The 17,988-nt window shown below is 69.2% G+C and carries 18 protein-coding genes and 1 tRNA gene; 12 read left to right on the top strand and 7 right to left on the bottom strand.

The window, feature by feature from the left end:
• The first annotated feature begins 4 nt into the window (after positions 1–4).
• From AC1DSA_RS02215 to AC1DSA_RS02205, 3 genes are all read left to right on the top strand, one after another.
• Positions 5–976: an aspartate carbamoyltransferase catalytic subunit gene (locus AC1DSA_RS02215; protein ID WP_477885597.1), complete on the top strand. Its 972-nt coding sequence runs from the start codon at positions 5–7 to the stop codon at positions 974–976.
• Positions 977–1,070: 94 nt separating this feature from the next.
• Positions 1,071–2,372 carry a dihydroorotase gene (locus AC1DSA_RS02210; RefSeq protein ID WP_477885595.1) on the top strand — a complete coding sequence of 434 codons (1,302 nt, stop codon included), beginning with the start codon at positions 1,071–1,073 and terminating at the stop codon, positions 2,370–2,372.
• Positions 2,369–3,106, top strand: a complete 738-nt coding sequence (locus tag AC1DSA_RS02205) for a lysophospholipid acyltransferase family protein (protein ID WP_477885593.1) — start codon at positions 2,369–2,371, stop codon at positions 3,104–3,106. Before AC1DSA_RS02210 ends, AC1DSA_RS02205 begins: the two co-directional genes overlap by 4 nt.
• Here the strand turns inward: AC1DSA_RS02205 and AC1DSA_RS02200 are convergent.
• Positions 3,103–4,209: an ABC transporter ATP-binding protein gene (locus AC1DSA_RS02200; RefSeq protein WP_477885591.1), complete on the bottom strand. Its 1,107-nt coding sequence runs from the start codon at positions 4,207–4,209 to the stop codon at positions 3,103–3,105. The two genes, AC1DSA_RS02205 and AC1DSA_RS02200, sit on opposite strands and share 4 nt — an antisense overlap.
• A gap of 84 nt (positions 4,210–4,293) precedes the next feature.
• Here AC1DSA_RS02200 and AC1DSA_RS02195 point away from each other — a divergent pair, with 84 nt between their 5' ends.
• Complete coding sequence (locus tag AC1DSA_RS02195) at positions 4,294–5,907, top strand: ABC transporter permease (RefSeq protein ID WP_477885589.1); 1,614 nt, start codon at positions 4,294–4,296, stop codon at positions 5,905–5,907.
• 3 nt (positions 5,908–5,910) lie between these two features.
• On the opposite strand, the gene AC1DSA_RS02190 is transcribed toward AC1DSA_RS02195, so the two are convergent.
• From AC1DSA_RS02190 to AC1DSA_RS02180, 3 genes are all read right to left on the bottom strand, one after another.
• A complete protein-coding gene (locus AC1DSA_RS02190) occupies positions 5,911–6,138 on the bottom strand; it encodes a hypothetical protein (protein WP_477885587.1) in 228 nt (75 codons plus the stop codon).
• A gap of 233 nt (positions 6,139–6,371) precedes the next feature.
• A complete protein-coding gene (locus AC1DSA_RS02185; RefSeq protein WP_477885585.1) occupies positions 6,372–7,892 on the bottom strand; it encodes an aldehyde dehydrogenase in 1,521 nt (506 codons plus the stop codon).
• Between the two features lie 33 nt (positions 7,893–7,925).
• Entirely contained in the window at positions 7,926–8,603 is a 678-nt protein-coding gene (locus AC1DSA_RS02180; protein WP_477885583.1) for a GntR family transcriptional regulator, read from the bottom strand.
• A gap of 214 nt (positions 8,604–8,817) precedes the next feature.
• Between AC1DSA_RS02180 and AC1DSA_RS02175 the strand changes: the two genes are divergently transcribed.
• The 8 genes from AC1DSA_RS02175 to AC1DSA_RS02140 all read left to right on the top strand — a co-directional run bounded on the left by AC1DSA_RS02175 (position 8,818) and on the right by AC1DSA_RS02140 (position 15,224).
• A complete protein-coding gene (locus AC1DSA_RS02175) occupies positions 8,818–10,062 on the top strand; it encodes an ABC transporter substrate-binding protein (RefSeq protein WP_477885581.1) in 1,245 nt (414 codons plus the stop codon).
• A gap of 31 nt (positions 10,063–10,093) precedes the next feature.
• A complete protein-coding gene (locus AC1DSA_RS02170; protein ID WP_477885579.1) occupies positions 10,094–10,954 on the top strand; it encodes a branched-chain amino acid ABC transporter permease in 861 nt (286 codons plus the stop codon).
• Positions 10,951–11,985 carry a branched-chain amino acid ABC transporter permease gene (locus AC1DSA_RS02165; RefSeq protein ID WP_477885577.1) on the top strand — a complete coding sequence of 345 codons (1,035 nt, stop codon included), beginning with the start codon at positions 10,951–10,953 and terminating at the stop codon, positions 11,983–11,985. Before AC1DSA_RS02170 ends, AC1DSA_RS02165 begins: the two co-directional genes overlap by 4 nt.
• Positions 11,982–12,722, top strand: a complete 741-nt coding sequence (locus AC1DSA_RS02160) for an ABC transporter ATP-binding protein (protein WP_477885575.1) — start codon at positions 11,982–11,984, stop codon at positions 12,720–12,722. The genes AC1DSA_RS02165 and AC1DSA_RS02160 overlap by 4 nt, the downstream gene beginning before the upstream one ends.
• A complete protein-coding gene (locus AC1DSA_RS02155) occupies positions 12,712–13,425 on the top strand; it encodes an ABC transporter ATP-binding protein (RefSeq protein ID WP_477885573.1) in 714 nt (237 codons plus the stop codon). Before AC1DSA_RS02160 ends, AC1DSA_RS02155 begins: the two co-directional genes overlap by 11 nt.
• Positions 13,426–13,438: 13 nt before the next feature.
• Entirely contained in the window at positions 13,439–14,251 is an 813-nt protein-coding gene (locus tag AC1DSA_RS02150; protein WP_477885571.1) for an alpha/beta fold hydrolase, read from the top strand.
• A 28-nt stretch (positions 14,252–14,279) separates the two neighbouring features.
• Positions 14,280–15,083 carry an alpha/beta fold hydrolase gene (locus AC1DSA_RS02145; RefSeq protein ID WP_477885569.1) on the top strand — a complete coding sequence of 268 codons (804 nt, stop codon included), beginning with the start codon at positions 14,280–14,282 and terminating at the stop codon, positions 15,081–15,083.
• A gap of 66 nt (positions 15,084–15,149) precedes the next feature.
• Positions 15,150–15,224: transfer RNA gene (locus AC1DSA_RS02140), tRNA-Arg, on the top strand.
• A gap of 3 nt (positions 15,225–15,227) precedes the next feature.
• On the opposite strand, the gene AC1DSA_RS02135 is transcribed toward AC1DSA_RS02140, so the two are convergent.
• From AC1DSA_RS02135 to AC1DSA_RS02125, 3 genes are all read right to left on the bottom strand, one after another.
• Positions 15,228–16,121: a DUF3014 domain-containing protein gene (locus tag AC1DSA_RS02135; RefSeq protein ID WP_477885567.1), complete on the bottom strand. Its 894-nt coding sequence runs from the start codon at positions 16,119–16,121 to the stop codon at positions 15,228–15,230.
• A gap of 65 nt (positions 16,122–16,186) precedes the next feature.
• On the bottom strand, positions 16,187–17,377 hold the full coding sequence (locus AC1DSA_RS02130) for a vWA domain-containing protein (RefSeq protein WP_477885565.1): 1,191 nt from the start codon (positions 17,375–17,377) through the stop codon (positions 16,187–16,189).
• On the bottom strand, positions 17,371–17,979 hold the full coding sequence (locus AC1DSA_RS02125; RefSeq protein ID WP_477885563.1) for a GNAT family N-acetyltransferase: 609 nt from the start codon (positions 17,977–17,979) through the stop codon (positions 17,371–17,373). Before AC1DSA_RS02125 ends, AC1DSA_RS02130 begins: the two co-directional genes overlap by 7 nt.
• Positions 17,980–17,988 lie beyond the last annotated feature (9 nt).

The following is a 17,988-nucleotide window of genomic DNA, read 5'->3' as shown; positions in this document are numbered from 1 at the left end:
CACCATGCTCTACAAAAGAAATCCGCAACTGAACAAGAACGGGGAGCTGATCCACCTGCTCTCCACCGAGGGACTGCCCAGGGAGATCCTCACCCAGATCCTGGACACGGCCTCCAATTTCGTGAGCGTGAGCGACCGCGAGGTCAAGAAGGTCCCGCTGCTGCGCGGCAAGAGCGTGTTCAACCTGTTCTTCGAGAACAGCACGCGCACCCGCACCACCTTCGAGATCGCCGCCACGCGCCTGTCGGCCGACGTGATCAACCTGGACATCGCGCGCTCCTCCGCTTCCAAGGGCGAGTCGCTGCTGGACACCATCGCCAACCTGTCCGCCATGGCCGCCGACATCTTCGTCGTGCGGCACAGCGAGTCGGGCGCGCCCTACCTGATCGCGCAGCATGTCGCCCCGCACGTGCACGTGGTCAACGCCGGCGACGGTCGCCATGCGCACCCCACGCAGGGCCTGCTGGACATGTACACCATCCGCCACTACAAGAAGGACTTCAGCAACCTCACGGTGGCGATCGTCGGCGACGTGCTTCACTCGCGCGTGGCCCGCTCCGACATCCACGCGCTCACCACGCTCGGCTGCGCCGAAGTGCGCGTGGTCGGCCCGCAGACCCTGGTGCCCGCCGACATGGCGCAGATGGGCGTGCGGGTGTTCCATTCGCTGGACGAGGGCATCCGCGGCTGCGACGTGATCATCATGCTGCGCCTGCAGAACGAGCGCATGAGCGGCGCGCTGCTGCCGTCCTCGCAGGAGTTCTTCAAGCGCTATGGCCTCACGCCCGAGCGGCTCACGCTGGCCAAGCCCGATGCGATCGTGATGCACCCGGGCCCCATCAACCGCGGCGTGGAGATCGACTCCGCGGTGGTGGACGGCAAGCAGAGCGTGATCCTGCCGCAGGTGACCTTCGGCATCGCGGTCCGCATGGCCGTGATGGGGATCGTGGCCGGCAACGTGCGGGAGGCGGCATGAGCGCCGCCCGGCCGCCCGAAGGCGCTCGCCCCCTGCGCTTGCGGAGGGGGGAGGAGCAGCCCGCGCAGCGGGCAATCCTGGGGGAGGTTTCCCGATGAAAATCTTGATCCGCAAGGGCCGCGTCATCGACCCGGGCCGCAACTTCGACGAGATCTGCGACGTTGCGTTGGCGGCGGGCCGGATCATCGGCCTGGGCAGCGTGCCGGAAGGCTTCAGCCCCAACCGCACCCTCGATGCGGGCGGCTGCATCGTCGCACCCGGCCTGGTGGACCTGTCCGCGCGCCTGCGCGAACCCGGCCACGAGCACGAAGGCATGCTGGAAAGCGAGATGGCCGCGGCAGTCGCAGGCGGCGTGACCAGCCTGGTGTGCCCGCCGGACACCGACCCGGTGCTCGACGAGCCCGGCCTGGTCGACATGCTCAAGTTCCGCGCCGAAAAGCTGCACCAGGCGCGCGTGTTCCCGCTGGGCGCGCTCACGCGCAACCTCGGCGGCGAGGTGCTCACCGAGATGGCGGAGCTCACGGAGTCCGGCTGCGTCGGCTTCAGCCAGGCCGAGGTGCCGCTACAGAACACGCAGGTGCTGCAGCGCGCGATGCAGTACGCCTCCACCTTCGGCTACGCCGTCTGGCTGCGTCCCCAGGAAATCCACCTGGGCAAGGGCGTGGCCGCCAGCGGGCCGCTGGCCACGCGCCTGGGCCTCTCCGGCGTGCCGGTGGCGGCGGAGACGATCGCGCTGCACACCATCTTCGAACTGATGCGCAGCACCGGCGCCCGCGTGCACCTGTGCCGCATCAGCAGCGCCAAGGGCGTCGAACTGGTGCGCCAGGCCAAGCTGGAAGGACTGAACGTCACCTGCGACGTCAGCATCAATTCGCTGCACCTCACCGACGTGGACATCGGCTACTTCGACAGCCGCATGCGGCTGGCACCGCCGCTGCGCCAGCAGCGCGACCGCGACGCGCTGCGCGAAGGGCTGGCCGACGGCACCATCGACGCGCTGGTCTCGGACCACACGCCGGTGGACGAGGATGCCAAGACACTGCCCTTCGCCGAGGCCGAGCCCGGCGCCACCGGACTCGAGCTCCTGCTGGGACTCGCGCTCAAGTGGGGCCAGGAAGATGGCATCGGCCTGACGCGCGCCCTCGCGGTGCTCACCAGCGAGCCGGCGCGCGTGCTCGGTCCCTCGCTCGGGACGCTGCAGGCGAGCGTGGGCCAGCTGGTGGAAGGCGGGGTGGCCGACGTCTGCATCTTCGATCCGCTCGCTCCCTGGACCGTCTCCGCGGAAAGGTTGCGCAGCCAAGGGCGCCACACTCCCTTCACGGGGCACGAGCTGCCCGGACAGGTGCGCTACACCATCGTCGGCGGCCAGGTCGCCTTCGAGCACAAAGGCGAGTGAATCCGCTGCGCGCGATCTGGCGGCTGCTGCGCGCCCTGCTGCACGCCGTCGCGGGCTGGCTCACCATCACCTTGCTGTTTCCGCGCTGGTCGCAGCAGCGGCGCGAAGCCACGGTGCAGGCCTGGTCGCAGCGCATGCTGCGCATCCTGGGCATCCCGCTGCACGTGCAGGGCAAGGCGCCGGCGCGCGGCCCCTTGCTGCTGGTGTCCAACCACATCTCCTGGCTGGACATCCTGGTGATGCACGCCGCCCGGCACTGCCGTTTCGTGTCGAAGTCGGACGTGAAGCATTGGCCGCTGATCGGCACGCTCTCCACCGGCGGCGGCACCCTCTACATCGAACGCGAGAAGCGGCGTGACGCGATGCGCGTCGTGCATCACATGGCGGAGAGCCTGAAGGCCGGCGACATCGTCGCGGTGTTTCCGGAGGGCACCACGGGCGACGGCGAAACGCTGCTGCCCTTCCATGGCAACCTGATCCAGGCGGCGATCTCGGCCAACGCACCGGTGCAGCCGGTGGGGCTTCGCTTCGCGGACCGCGCCACCGGCAGGAACAGCGAAGGACCGCTCTACCTGGGCGATGACTCGCTCCTGAAATCGCTGTGGCGCACGCTGGCGGGACGTCCCTTCGTCGCGCACGTGCGCTTCGGCACACCGCAGGATCCCGGAGGCCGCGACCGCCGGCAATGGACGCACGACCTGCGCGAGGCGATCGAAGACTTGCGCCGGCCCTAGACCGGGAACGACGCCATCGGCGGCGCGGCGGCGCCGCCTTCGCGCTGGAAGGTGACGACGTGGTCCACCTGCGCGCGGATGCCGATCCACTCGCCGACGCGGTGGTCGTGGTGGCTGGGCACGTGGGCCAGCACGGTCTCGCCGGTCGCCAGGCGCAGCGTGTACAGGAACTCCGAGCCTCGGAACGCCTTGCGCACGATCTCCGCCTTCACCGGCGCGTCGTCGTCGTGCACGATGTCGTCCGCGCGCAGCAGCACCTCGCACTGCCCGTAGCCGAAGGCCGCCGGTAACGGACATTCGGCGCCATCGGTGAGCGCACCCAGTGCCGTGTGCACCACCACCTGGCTGCCCACTCGCTTGAGCGTCGCCGGCGCGAACACGCCATGGCCGATGAAATCCGCGACGAAGCGGGTCGCCGGCCGGTGGTACAGCGTGTACGCGTCGTCCCACTGGTGGAGGTGGCCCTCGTGCATCACGCCGATGACGTCGCCGATGGCGAAGGCCTCCAGCTGGTCGTGCGTGACGAACAGGGCCGTGGCCTGCGCTGCCTTCAGGATGCCGCGGACCTCGTGCGCGAGCCGCTCGCGCAAGTCCACGTCCAGGTTGGAGAACGGTTCGTCGAGCAGCAGCAGCTGCGGCCGGGGCGCCAGCGCGCGGGCGAGGGCCACGCGTTGCTGCTGGCCGCCGGACAGTTCGTGCGGCATGCGCTTCTCGCTGCCGGCCAGCCCGACCAGCGCCAGCACCTCGGCCACGCGTTCGCGGCGCTGGGCGCGCGACAGCGCGCGGTCCAGTCCGAAAGCCACGTTGCGCTCCACGTCGAGGTGCGGGAAGAGCGCGTAGTCCTGGAACACCATGCCGATCTTGCGGCGCTCCGGCGGCACGTGCACTCCCGCGCCTTCGACCCGTTCCCGGGAAATGAAGATCTCGCCCGCGCTGGCCGGCTCCAGGCCGGCGACCGCCCGCAACAAGGTGGTCTTGCCGCAGCCCGAAGGCCCGATCAGCACCCCGATGTCGCCGGCGCGCAGGCCCAGCGATACGTCCTCGACGGCGGGTTTCGCCCGGCCCGGATAGTGCACGCTCAGCCGGCGCAGCTCGATATGCATGAGGACGATTCTAGATGCATACAATTCTCATTCACTTGACCAAAAACAAGCGCCCGCGCACGCCGGGCCCCTAAGCTCATCCTGATGAACCTGCGCCGGCTGCGCGACCTGCCGTTGCTCCTGCTCGCCGGCCTGCTGCTGCTGCCGGTGCTCGCCGTGCTCGGTTCCTGGATGTCCTGGAACGCCGCGAGCGGCCAGATCCTGCGGGAGATGGGCGCCACCGTGCTGCCCGACTACGCGCTCACCAGCCTGCTCCTGTGCCTGGCGGTCGGCGCCGGAGCGGCCCTGGTGGGCACGGCCGGTGCTGCTGCCGTCACGCTGTTCGACTTTCCCGGCCGCCGCACTTTCGAATGGGCGCTGCTGCTGCCGCTGGCCATGCCGGCCTACGTGGTGGCCTACGCGTACACGGATTTCCTGCAGTTCGGCGGGCCGTTGCAGAACTGGATGCGCGGCAGCTTCGGACTCGACGGCCGGGTGTTTCCCGAGGTGCGCAACCTGCCGGGCGCGATCCTCGTGTTCGTCTTCTCGCTCTATCCCTATGTCTACCTGCTGGTGCGCACGGCGCTGTCGGAGCGCGCGGCCCAGCTGATGGAGGCCGCACGCCTGCTGGGGGCACCACTGGCGCGCCGCATCCGCACGGTGGCGCTGCCGCTGGCACGCCCCGCCATTGCCGCGGGCGTCGCGCTCGCGCTGATGGAAACCCTGGCCGATTTCGGTGTCGCCAGCTACTTCGGCATCCAGACCTTCAGCACCGGCATCTACAAGGCCTGGCTGGCGATGGACAACCGCATCGCCGCGGCGCAGCTGGCCACCGTGCTGCTGGTCGTGGTCGCGCTGCTGCTGGGCATGGAGGCGCGCGCGCAGCGGCGCCAGCGCTTCACTGGCGGCCGCGCTCGTGGTGGCGCCGAGGCGCAGCCGGTCCGGTTGCAAGGCATGGCGCGCGCGACGGCGTGGCTGGTGTGCGTGCTGCCGATCCTGCTCGGCTTTGTCCTGCCGCTCGCGTTCATGCTGCGGCCACTGGCTGCCGACTGGTCGGTGCTGCCCTGGGACCGTTTCCTGGAATGGTCCTTCAACAGCCTGCGCCTGGGCGGCATCAGCGCGGTCCTGGCGGTGGGGGTCGCCCTGCTGCTCGCGTACCGCCTGCGCCGCTCGCCCGGCGGCCTGACGCGGGGCGTGGTGCAGCTGGCCGGCCTGGGCTACGCCGTGCCGGGCGCGGTGCTGGTGGTCGGCCTGCTGCTGCCGGTGGGCTGGCTGCAGCAGGCCTGGCCGCAAAGCGGCGTCGGCTACTGGATGACCGCCACCATCCTCGGCATCGTCTGGGCCTACCTGGTGCGCTTCGTCTCGGTCGCCCTGCAGTCCATGCAGAGCGGCTATGCGCGCATCCCCGCCAGCCTGGACGACTCGGCGCGCATGCTCGGCACGGGAGGCGCGGCCTTGCTCGCACGCGTGCACTGGCCGCTGCTCAAGCGTTCGGCCGCGGCCGCCGCCCTGCTGGTCTTCGTGGACGTGATGAAGGAACTGCCGGCGACGCTGGTGCTGCGCCCTTTCAACAGCGACACGCTGGCGGTGGTCGCCTACCAGCTTGCGCGGGACGAGCGGCTGGGCGAAGCGGCCCTGCCGTCGCTGGCGCTGGTGCTCGTGGGGCTGGTGCCGGTGATCCTCCTCAGCCGGACGCTGCGCGCGCCGGCCGGAGGCTGAATCTCAGAAGTCCTCCGCGCTCCACTGGGCGCGTTGCGCGGGTTTGCGGAACACCACTTCCCCGGTGGGAACGTGGATCACGCGGATTTCGCTGTTGCGCGTAAAGCTCTTCGCGGCCAGGCTGACGGCCAGCGAACGATCGCTCACGGCCAGCTGGCGTGAGCCCTTGGCGGGCCAGAAACGGCCGGCGATGGGTTGACTGCTCTCGATCCGGTAGTCCGCGGATGTCATCGTTGAACCTCTCCTGCTAACGTCTCCAGCATGGCCGGTGGTGGCAACTTCCTCTGCTTGTTTGCCCCATGCTAGGCGTGCTTTGTGACGCTGCGAAGACGGTGCATTGCAAGAACGCAGGCGATCCTGTAACGCTTCGCAATGGTGCGTCGCAACAGCTTCATCGAAGCCGCCGCGACGTCTGTAGGACAACTTCGACGGGACGCTAAGTGAATTCCGTCCGGCCGCCGCCTTCAGTTCAAGCGGGGCTGGTTCGCGGTGTCCTTGTACCAGTCGAACGGCGCGTCATCGAGCCGCACCATCACGCTCTTGGTCTCGAAATGCTGGTCGAAGGATTCCGTCCCGCATTCGCGCCCGATGCCGGAGTCCTTCACGCCGCCCCAGGGCGAGGCGGGGTCGAGCCGGTGGTGGTCGTTGACCCAGACGATGCCGCACTTCAGGCGCGCGGCGACGCGGTGCGCACGCGTGACGTTGCTGGTGCGGATCGCGCCGGCCAGGCCGAAGTCGGAGTCGTTGGCCATCGCGATCGCTTCTTCCTCGGTGGAGAACTTGCTCACCGACACGAAGGGGCCGAACACCTCTTCCTGGAAGATGCGCATCTGCGGCGTGACGTCGGCGAACACCGTTGGCTCCACGAAGAAGCCGTTCCGCAGCGACGGGTCCGCGGGCACCTTGCCGCCGGCGACCAGCCGTGCGCGGTCTTCCTTCAGGCCGATCTCGATGTACTTGAGCACGCGCTGCTGCTGGCGCGCGGACACCACCGGACCCAGCTGAACGGTCGGGTCCACCGGGTTGCCGATGCGAATGGTTTTCGCCTTGGCCGCGAGCTTCTCCACGAACTCGTCGTAGATGCGCGCATGCACGATCTGCCGGCTGCCGCAGATGCAGGTCTGCCCGGCGCCGATGAAGGCGCCGAAGGCCGCGTAGTTCACCGCCTGGTCGACGTCGAAATCGTCGAACACCAGCACCGGCGTCTTGCCGCCGAGTTCCAGGGTCTGGTGCGCGAAGTTGCTGCCGGCCAGCGCGCCCGTGATGCGGCCGGCCTCGGTCCCGCCGGTCAGCACCCACTTGGCGATGCCGCGGTGCTCGGCCAGCGCCTTGCCCGTGGTCGGGCCCAGGCCGGTGACCACGTTGAACACGCCGGGCGGCAAGCCCGCTTCCACGAACAGTTCCGCCAGGCGCAGGGTCGTGAGCGGCGTGTACTCCGAAGGCTTGACCACCGTGGTGCAGCCCGAGGCCAGCGTCGGCGCCAGGCTCTTGACCATGATCATCAGCGGATGGTTGAAGGGCGTGGAGTTGCCGACCACGCCGACCGGGGTGCGGATCGTGTAGTTCAAATAGTTGCCGTCGACCGGGATCACCGCGTCGCGCCGGGCGATGGCGAGGCCCGCGTTGTAGCGGAAGAAGTCCGGCAGCCGCGAGATCTGCGCGCGGGTCTCGTTCAGCGAGCGGCCGTTGTTCGCGGTCTCCAGCGTGAACATCTCTTCCAGGTGCGCCTCGAACTTGTCGGCGAGCTTGTTGATCAGTTTCGCGCGCGTCCGGTTGGACATGCTCGCCCACTCGGTCGATTCGAAGGCCGTGCGGGCGCTGCGCACGGCGCGGTCCACGTCCTCGGTGGTCGCGTGGCCGATGCGCGCCAGCAGCTCGCCGGTCGCGGGGTTGAGCACGTCCAGCTGATCGTCGCTGGAGGCGGGCACGTCCTTGCCGTCGATGAAGAGGCCGTGGACGCGCACGCGCGGGGTGTCTGCGGACATGGGGAACCTTTCTCTGTGCGTTCGAGGATGCGGCTAGCCGGGGACGACCATGCGCGAGATCGCGGCGCTCACGCGCTTGCCGGCCGCGGCGATGTGGCGTTCGGCCAGGCGCTCGGCCTTGCGGGTCTGGCGCGCCTGCAGCGCGTCGATCAGCTCGCAGTGCTCGCGCACCACGGACTGCGGATCGCCCTTCTTGACGTTGGCCACGCTCACCAGCACCACCCGCTCCATCTGGTCGATCAGGTCGGTGAGGTGGTCGCGCATGCGCGCGTTGCGCGCGAGCTCGGCGAGGCTGCGGTGGAAGGCGCGGTTGTAGGCGACGAAGCCGCCCTCCCAGTCGGAGGGCGCGAAGCTGCGGAAGCGGTCCAGCGTCGCCAGCTGCTCGTCGCTGGCGTGGCGCACGATGCGCTCCATGCACGCCCGCTCCAGCGCCGTGCGCAGGTGGAACATGTCCTCGACGTCGGCGAGCGAGATCGACGCCACCCGGTAGCCCTGCCGCGGCAGGGCGATCACCAGGCCCTCGCGCTGCAGGTGCATCAGCGCATCGCGCACCGGCGACTTGCTCACGCCGAAGCGCAGGGCCAGTTCGCCCTCGCGGATTTCGGCGCCGGGCGCCAGCCGGCAGCCGATGATGTCCGCCCGCAGCTGCTCGTAGATCTGCTCGCGCAGCAGGCGGCCGGCGCTTTCGGAAGGGGGGACGAGGGCGAGCACGGACGTCACGGATTCCAACGATTGGTTTGTTCCTGAGATATCAGGACTGCGGCGCATGATATCTCAGGCCGCGACCCTGTCCACTGGGGGGACTGCGGGTTTTCCCGTCGTGGTATTCCCTCATTTGACGAAAACTGGGCGGCTCGTATCGTCGCGAACCTGCACGCCTGATATCTCAGAAAAGGGCGGCCTCGCATCCTCAGGAGACACACGCATGTTGCGCAAATGGCTTTCGATCGCATCCGCGGCCACGCTGGTGGCGGCTTCCTTCACCCTTCCCGTGCACGCCCAGGGCGAGCCGATCCGGCTGGGCTTCCTGACCATCAAGTCGGGCGCGCTGGCGGCTGGCGGCAAGCAGATGGAGGACGCGCTGAAGCTGTTCCTCAAGGAGCGCAACAACACCATCGCCGGCCGCCCGGTCGAACTGTTCACCGCCGACACCGGCGGCCAGCCCGCCATCACCAAGACCAAGGCGCAGGAGCTGGTCGAGAAGAACAAGGTGCACGCGATCATCGGTCCGCTGGCCGCCTTCGAGGCGCTGGCCGTGGACGACTACATCCGCAAGGCGCAGGTGCCGGTGATCTCGCCCTCGGCCGCCGCCGAGGACATGACGCAGCGCAAGCCCAACCCCTGGTTCGTGCGCGCCGTGGGCACCTCCGCGCAACCTGCGCATCCGCTGGGTGAGTACGCCGCCAAGGACCTGAAGTACAAGCGCATCGCGATCATCGCCGACGACTTCGCCTTCGGCCACGAGATCGCCGCCGGTTTCCAGCGCACCTTCGAGGAGAACGGCGGCAAGGTGGTGCAGAAGCTGTGGTCGCCCCTGAACGTGGCCGACTATGGCAGCTACATCAGCCAGATCAATCCCAACGTCGACGCCGTGTTCGCCGCCTTCGCCGGCGGCAACGGCGTGAAGTTCCTGAAGCAATACAACGAGTACGGCATGAAGGGCAAGGTACCGGTGCTGGGCGCCATGACCACGGTCGACGAAGGCATCCTGAAGCTGATGGGCGACGAGGCGCTCAACGTCGTCTCCGCGGGCTGGTACACCGCGGCCATCGGCAATGCCAACAACAAGCGTTTCGTGGAAGCCATGCAGCGCGAGTACAAGGAAGACCCGGGCTACTACTCCATCGGTGCCTACGGCGCCGCGCTGATGCTGGAGCAGGCCGTGAAGGCCATCAACGGCAAGGTGGAGGACAAGGACGCGCTGATGGCCGCGCTGCGCAAGGTGGAACTCACCAACGATCCGCGCGGCACGCTGAAGCTGGACGCCCTGGGCAACCCGCTGATGGACGTGTACATCCGAAAGGTGGAGCGCAAGGACGGCAAGCTGGTGAACTCGGTGGTGAAGACCTATCCCGCGGTCAGCCAGTTCTGGAAGTACGACCAGAAGGAATTCCTGGCCAGCCCGGTCTATTCGCGCGACTATCCGCCGGCGAAGAACCTCGAGAAGTGAGCCGGCGCCAGCGCCAGCGCCAGGAGCCCGCATGAACCTGTGGCTGATCCAGAGCCTGAACAGCCTCGCGCTGGGCGGGGTGCTGTTCATCCTGGCGGCGGGCTTCTCGCTGATCTTCGGCCTCATGCGGATCGCCAACCTCTCCCACGGCGCCTACTTCATGCTGGGCGCCTACGTGGGACTGAGCCTGCTGCAGCGCGGCGCCCCCTTCCTGGTGGCGATGCTGGGTGCGGCCGCCGCGGTCGGCGTGCTCGGTGCCGTCGTCGAGCGGCTGGTGCTGCGGCGCCTGGCCGGCAATCCGCTCGGGCAGGTGCTGGCCACGCTGGGCATCGCCTTCATCATCGCGGACTTCTGCCTGTGGTTCTGGGGCGGGGACCCGCGGCCGGTGTCGCCGCCGGCGCTGCTCGCCGGTGCGGTGCGCGTGTTCGGCCTGGCCTTCCCCCTGTACCGGCTGGCGGTGCTGCTGTTCTCGATCGCGGTGGCGATCGCGCTGTGGCTGCTGCTGGAGAAGACCCGCATCGGCATGATGATCCGGGCCAGCGTCGACGACATGCAGATGGCGCGCGCCGTCGGCATCCCGGCCTCCTGGCTGTTCGTGCTGGTGTTCTCGCTGGGTACGGCGCTGGCCGGCATGGGCGGCGTGGTGGCCGCACCGATCCTCTCGGTCTATCCCGGCATGGAAGCCGACACGCTGCCGCTGGCGCTGGTGGTCGTGATCCTGGGCGGACTCGGCAGCCTGTTCGGCGCCTTCGTCGGCAGCTTCCTGGTGGGCTTCATCTACACCTTCGGGCAGGTGCTGCTCCCCGACCTCGCCTACATCATCCTGTTCCTGCCCATGGTGGTGATCCTGGCCGTGCGTCCGCGCGGCCTGTTCGGAAGGATCACGGCATGAGCGATGCCGCCGCGCGGCCGATCGCCTGGGGCGCCCTCGTGCTGGTGCTGCTGGCCGCGCCCTGGTGGCTGGGCGGCGACTACTACATCAACCTCGCCAGCCAGGTGCTGATCGCCGCGCTGTTCGCGCTGAGCCTGAACCTGCTGGTGGGCTACGCGGGCCTCACCTCGCTGGGGCATGCGGGCTACCTCGGGATCTCGGCGTACACCAGCGCGTGGATCATGCTGAACCTGAAGTGGGGCCACCTGGCTGCAGCGCTCGCCGCGCTCGGCGTCAGTGGCGCGATGGCCGCGGTGTTCGGCCTGGTGGCATTGCGCGCCTCGGGCCTGAGCTTCCTCATGATCACGCTGGCCCTGGGCCAGGTGCTGTGGGGCCTGGCCTATCGCTGGGCGGGCGTGACCGGCGGCGACAACGGGCTGTCGGGCCTGACGCGGCCGGCGCCCTTCGGCATCGACCTGAACCACGCCACGTCCTTCTATTACTTCACGCTGCTGGTGTCCGCGCTGGTCGTCGCGGTGGTGGTGGTGCTGGTCCGCTCGCCCTTCGGCGCCAGCGTGCGCGGCACGCGCGACCAGCCGCGGCGCATGGCCACGCTGGGCTACGACGTCTGGCGCATCCGCTGGCTCACCTTCACCGCGAGCGGTTTCCTGGGCGGCGTGGCGGGCCTGATGTACGTGTACTACCAGCAGTTCATCAGCCCGCACAGCCTCTCCCTCGCCAGTTCGGCCGAGATGCTGCTGATGGTGATCGCGGGCGGCCCCGGCACCCTGTTCGGTCCGGTCGCGGGCGCCGCCCTCGTCGTGCTGCTGAAGAACGTGGCGAGTGCCTACGTGGACCGCTGGATCATGCTGCTGGGCATCGTGTTCGTGCTGATCGTGATGTTCGTCCCGGGAGGCATCGTGCCCGGGCTGGCGCGGCTGGCCAAGCGCCTGCGCCCACGCGGCCCGCGCCGCGAATCCGTGCCGGTTCCCGTGCCCGTGCTGCCGGCGGCCGACCCGCTGACGCCTCGCAGGGCGGAGGTTGTGGAATGACCGCGGTGCTGGAAGTGCAGCGCCTCACCAAGACCTTCGGCGGCCTGAAGGTCACGCGCAACGTGGACCTGCGGGTGGAGCAGGGCGAGCGCCACCTGATCATCGGTCCCAACGGTGCGGGCAAGACGACGCTGTTCAACCTGATCGCGGGCGACCTGAACGCCGACGGCGGCACCATCCGGCTGAAGGGCGAGGACGTGACGCGCACGCCGACGGCGGCGCGGGCCCGCCAGGGCATCGCCCGCACCTTCCAGATCATCACGCTGTTCGGCCGGGACACGCTGCTGCACAACGTGATGCTGGCCCTCATGGGCAAGACGCCGCTGCGCTGGCAGCCCTGGGGCGCGTTCACGCGCCAGCAGGCGCTGCGCGATCGGGCCCTGGCCACGCTCGAAGCGGTCGGCCTGCGCGCCAAGGCCGACCTGCCGCTGGAGCAGACCTCCTACGGCGAGAAGCGTCGCCTCGAGATCGCGATGGCGCTGGCCCAGGACCCGGTGCTGCTGCTGCTCGACGAGCCGTTCGCCGGCCTGTCTGCCGAGGAACGCGCGACCGTGCACGCGCTGCTGGACACGGTCTCGCGCGACATCACCGTGGTGATGATCGAGCACGACATGGACGTGGCGCTGGCCTTCGCTGACCGCATCACGCTGCTGCACTACGGAGAGGTCATCACTGCGGGCACCCGCACGCAGGTGGTGGACGATCCCCGCACGCGAGAGATCTACCTTGGCCACTGAGCTGCTGTCGCTGGACCGCATCAACGCCTTCTACGGCGACAGCCACGTGCTGCACGACGTGTCGCTGCGGGTCGCGCCGGGCCGGCTGCTGGCCCTGCTCGGGCGCAACGGCGCGGGCAAGAGCACCTGCATGCATTCCATCGTCGGCTTCCTGCCGCCGCGTTCCGGCCGCATCCGCGTGGCCGACCGCGAGGTGCAGGGCAGCGCGCCGGAGGCAATCTGCCGCCTGGGCATCGGCTTCGTGCCGCAGGGGCGGCGCATCTTCCCTACGCTCAGCGTGCGCGAGAACCTCGACGTGGCGGCGCGGCGCACCAGCGGCGGCGGCAAGCGCTGGTCGCGCGAGGACGTGCAGGCGATCTTCCCGCGGCTGAAGGAGCGCGAAAGGCAGCTGGCCGGCAGCCTGTCCGGGGGCGAGCAGCAGATGCTCGCGGTCGGTCGCGCGCTGATGACGAGCCCGCAGGTGCTGCTGCTCGACGAGCCCTCGGAGGGACTGGCGCCGCAGATCGTGCGCGAGCTGGGCAACGTGCTCGCCGCGCTCAAGAAGGACATCTCCATCCTGATGGTGGAACAGAACCTGGGCCTGGCGATGAAGCTGGCCGACGACATCGTGCTGCTCAACACGGGCCGGGTGGTGTTCGCCGGCACGCGCGAGGAATTCGAAGCACGGCAGCCCGAACTGCAGCGCCACCTGGGCGTTTCCTGAGGAGCAAGGCCGCATGGACTACGCCACCAAAGAGGCCACCGTCGGCCGCTACCGCCTGCGCTACGTGGACGAGGGCAGCGGCCCCGCCGTGGTGCTGGTCCACGGACTTGCCGGCGACCTGACGGCCTGGGACGCGCAGATCGAACTGCTGCGTCCGCACTTCCGCGTGATCGCCTTCGACAACCGCGGCGCCGGCGGCAGCACGCAGGTGGACGAACCGGTCAGCACCTGGGACCTGGCGGGCGACACGCTGGCCCTGATGGATTTCCTGGGCATCGCGCACGCGCAGGTCGTGGGCCGTTCGATGGGCGGGGCCATCGCCCAGCACATGGCGCTGACGGCGCCGCAGTGGGTCGATTCCCTGGTGCTGTGCGCGTCGTTCGCGCGGCTCGATCCGCTGGGCCGCCGCGTGCTGTCCAACATGCGCGAGGCGCTGGAATGGCGCGGCAGCTGGGCCGACCACGCCCGGCACTCGGTGCAGAACTTCGTGTCGGCCGGTTTCTTCATCGGCCAGCCCGAGAAAGTGGCCGCGATCGAACAGCTGATCGGCGGCGAGACCCGCCTGCCCGCCTGCTACCTCCGCCAGAACGAGGCCTGCCAGCAACACGACACCGTCGCCGAGCTCTGGCGCATCCGGCAGCCGTCGCTCGTGATGGCGGGCACGGTCGATCCGATTTGCTCGCCGACGGCGACGCGCGTGCTGTCCGACGGGCTGCCCCACGCCACCACGGAACTGTTCGAGGACGCCTCGCACTTCTTCCTGATGGAACAGCCGGAACGCTTCAACCGCCTGCTGCTCGACTGGCTGGAGCAGAACGCCCGCTGATCCCCCTTCCTCGCACGAAAGGTCCCCGATGCAGAACAACCCACGGCCCGAATCCATGCACCTGCGCGTGGGCGACGCGGTGGTCACCGCCCGCGCGCTGGGGCAGGGCCGTCCCATTGTCCTGCTGCATTCGCTGCTGGCGGACAGCACCAGCTTCGATCCGCTGGCCACCCTGCTGGCCGCCACGCACCGGGTGATCCTGCTGGACCTCCCCGGCTTCGGCGATTCGCACGCCGCGCCCGGCGGACTGGACGCGGTGGCCGATCGCACGGCCGCTGCGATCGCCGCGCTGCAGCTGCCGCAAAAGCCCATCCTGCTGGGCAACGGCTACGGCGGCTTCGTCGCGCTGCTCACGGTGATGCGCCATCCGCAACTGGCCGAACGCCTGGTGCTCGCGGACTGCGGCGCGGCCTTCGACGAGCCGGGCCGGCAGGCTTTCCGCAACATGTCCGCCGCTGCGGGCGCCAAGGGCCTGGCCGCCATCTCCGAAGTGGCCATGCGCCGGCTGTTCGCGCCGGACTTCCAGGCCGCCAACGCCGACCTCGTGGAGCAGCGCCGCGCCCGCTTCGTGGCGCTGGCGCCGGAGACCTTCCACGCCGCCTGCGCCGCGCTGGCCACCCTGGACCTGCGCGCGCAATGCGCCGCCGTGCGGCTGCCCGTGCTGGTGCTGGTGGGCGAGCAGGACGAGGCCACGCCGCCGGCCATGGCGCGCGAGGCCGCGGAACTGATCCCCAGCGCCCGCTTCGTGCTGCTGGCCGGCTGCGCGCACGTCCCGCAGCTGCAGGCGCCGCGCCAGTTCCTGGGCGCCATCGAGGCGTTCATTGCCGCCTGAGGCAGGGCGCCGCGGCCTGCGCCGTTTCTGCGCGGGCGCGCCGCAGCGCCTACAATGGCGCCCCTCGCCGCCGTAGTTCAATGGATAGAACGAGCGCCTCCTAAGCGCTAGATGTGGGTTCGATTCCCGCCGGGGGCGCCAGTCTCAGCGGGCGGCCGCCGCGGGCTGCGAGCCCACCAGCTCGCCGCGCAATTCGGCCAGCTTCTGCTTCAGCTTGCGCTCGTTCGCCGGGCCCACTCGCAGCAGCATCTTCTGCCCCGCCGACAGGTTCTCCAGCGCGGGATCGACGTATTCGTAGCGCACCCAGGGCCGCATCGACTCGATCGGCCCCTTCACTTCCGTCAGGTGCACCTGCAGGGGATCCCGCGGCTCGGGGGTGGCGAGCAGGTGGTCGATGACCTTCACCAGCCGGTAGTTCAAATGCGGATCGCCGTTGCCCAGTTGCCGGTACGCCTGCTGCAGCAGCGGATACATGCGTGCGTACAGCCGCACCGCCGCGGCGCTGTCGACCGACGCAACGAAGGCGACGAAGGGCGCGTAGCGCTGCGCGTTCGACGCGGCGACCAGCTGGTTGCCGTCCGGGCCGTCGACGACGGTGAAGCGCCCCGGCATGGGCAGCACCGGCCACACCGACGGCGGCGCGTGCGCCCGCGCCAGGTTGTCGAGCGTGGCCACGAAGCGGCGCGGGAAATCGTCGGCCTGCACGTGCGCGACGAAGCCGGGGCGTCCCAGCAGTTGCGCCAGTGCGCCGGGGATCTCCTGCTCCTTCAGCGGGGCTGCGCCCTCCACCACGGGCGGCGGGAACTGCGAGGCCGGGTCCGCGGGTGCGGTCGATGGTGGTGCGTCCGGCGCGGGCCTGGTCAGCGCGGCGGTCCTGGCCACCTGCACGGGTTGCTGCGACCACCAGACCCAGCCGTACACGGCGGCCAGGCCCAGCACGCCGCCGGCGACGATGGGCAGCAGGCGGGGGGCGCGCGGCAGCGCGATGCGGACGTCCGCGGGGTCGAGGCGCAGTTCGAGGGACTCGGGAGATGCCATGCGCACATGCTGCGCACGACGCCCGGCAAGTCAAGCGCAGCTGTAACGAGCTGCGAACGCCGGGGTCACTTGGTGAGCAGACGCATCGCCTCCTCCAGCCCCTTGATGGTCAACGGGAACATCCGCTGGTTCATCAGCTGCTGGATCACCGAGATGCTCTGGCGGTACTGCCAGACACCCTGCGGCTCCGGGTTGATCCACACGAACTTGGGGAAGGCGCTGGTCAGGCGCTGGATCCATTCCGCGCCCGCCTCCTCGTTGTTGTACTCGACGCTGCCGCCGGGCTGCAGGATCTCGTAGGGACTCATGGTGGCGTCACCGACGAACACCAGTTTGTAGTCCTTGTTGTACTTGCGGATGATGTCCCAGGTCGGGAATTTCTCGCTGAAGCGCCGGCGGTTGTTCTTCCACATGAAGTCGTAGACGCAGTTGTGGAAGTAGTAGAACTCCAGGTGCTTGAACTCCGCCTTGGCCGCGGAGAACATCTCCTCGACGCGGTGGATGTGTTCGTCCATGGTGCCGCCCACGTCCATCAGCAGCAGCACCTTCACGTTGTTGTGCCGCTCCGGCACCATCTTGATGTCCAGCCAGCCGGCGTTGGCGGCGGTCGAGCGGATGGTGTCGTCCAGGTCCAGTTCGTCCGCCGCGCCCTCGCGCGCGAACTTGCGCAGGCGCCGCAGCGCGATCTTGATGTTGCGCGTGCCCAGTTCCTGGCTGTCGTCGTAGTCCTTGTAGGCGCGCTGGTCCCACACCTTCACCGCGCTCCTGTTGCGGCTCTTGTCCTGGCCGATGCGGATGCCCTGCGGGTTGACGCCGTAGGCCCCGAACGGCGAGGTGCCGCCGGTGCCGATCATCTTGCTGCCGCCCTCGTGCCTTTCCTTCTGCTCCTCGAAGCGCTTCTTGAGCGTCTCCATCAGCTCGTCCCAGCCCATCTTCTCGATCTTCGCCTTCTCCTCCGGCGAGAGCTCGAGCTCCAGGTTCTTGCGCAGCCACTCCAGCGGGATGTCCTTGGTGAAGTCGGCCAGCAGCTCCACGCCCTTGAAGTAGGCCGCGAAGGCGCGGTCGAACTTGTCGTAGTGCTTCTCGTCCTTCACCAGCGCGGTGCGCGAGAGGTAGTAGAAATCGTCGAGGCTGTAGTTGCCGTCGCTCTCCGGACCGACCACGCCCTGCTGCAAGGCCTCCAGCAGGATGAGGTACTCCTTGACGGAGACCGGCAGCTTGGCGCTGCGCAAGGTGTAGAAGAAGTCGATCAACATGCCCAGGCCTCCCGGGGGCGAGCGAGCTGGTACTGCAGGTGGGCCTTCACCTCGGGCCATTCGCCCGCAGCCAGGCTGTACATGACCGTGTCGCGCACGGTGCCGTCGCGGCGCAGCGCGTGGTGGCGCAGCACGCCGTCCTTGCGCGCCCCCAGCCGCTCGATCGCGCGCTGCGAGGCGAAGTTGTAGTTGTCCGTGCGCCAGCCCACCAGCTGCGCGCCCAGCGTCTCGAAGGCATGCGTCATCAGCAGCAGCTTGCAGCTGGTGTTGACGTGGGTACGTTGCCAGCTCTTGCCGTACCAGGTGTAGCCGATCTCCAGCCGCTCCACCGCCGGCACGATGTCGTGGTAGCGCGTGCTGCCGATGACGCGGCCGCTGGCGGCGTCGACCACCACGAAGGGCAGCATGTGCCCGTCCTCGCGGCCCTGGAGCGCGGCGGCGACGTAGCCGGCGGCCTCCCCGGGCGCCGGCACCGACGTGACGCGCAGGTTCCAGAGCTCGCCGTCCTTGGCCGCCGCTTCCAGCGCCGCGACGTGGTCGGCCGTCATCGGTTCCAGCCGCACGGTGGCGGACGCGAGCGTGGCGGGCTCCGGCTTCTTCATGGCGAGGAG

The sequence above is a fragment of the Ramlibacter sp. P4_H7 genome (assembly GCF_056400765.1).
This window is presented reverse-complemented; position numbering and strand designations above follow the sequence as displayed.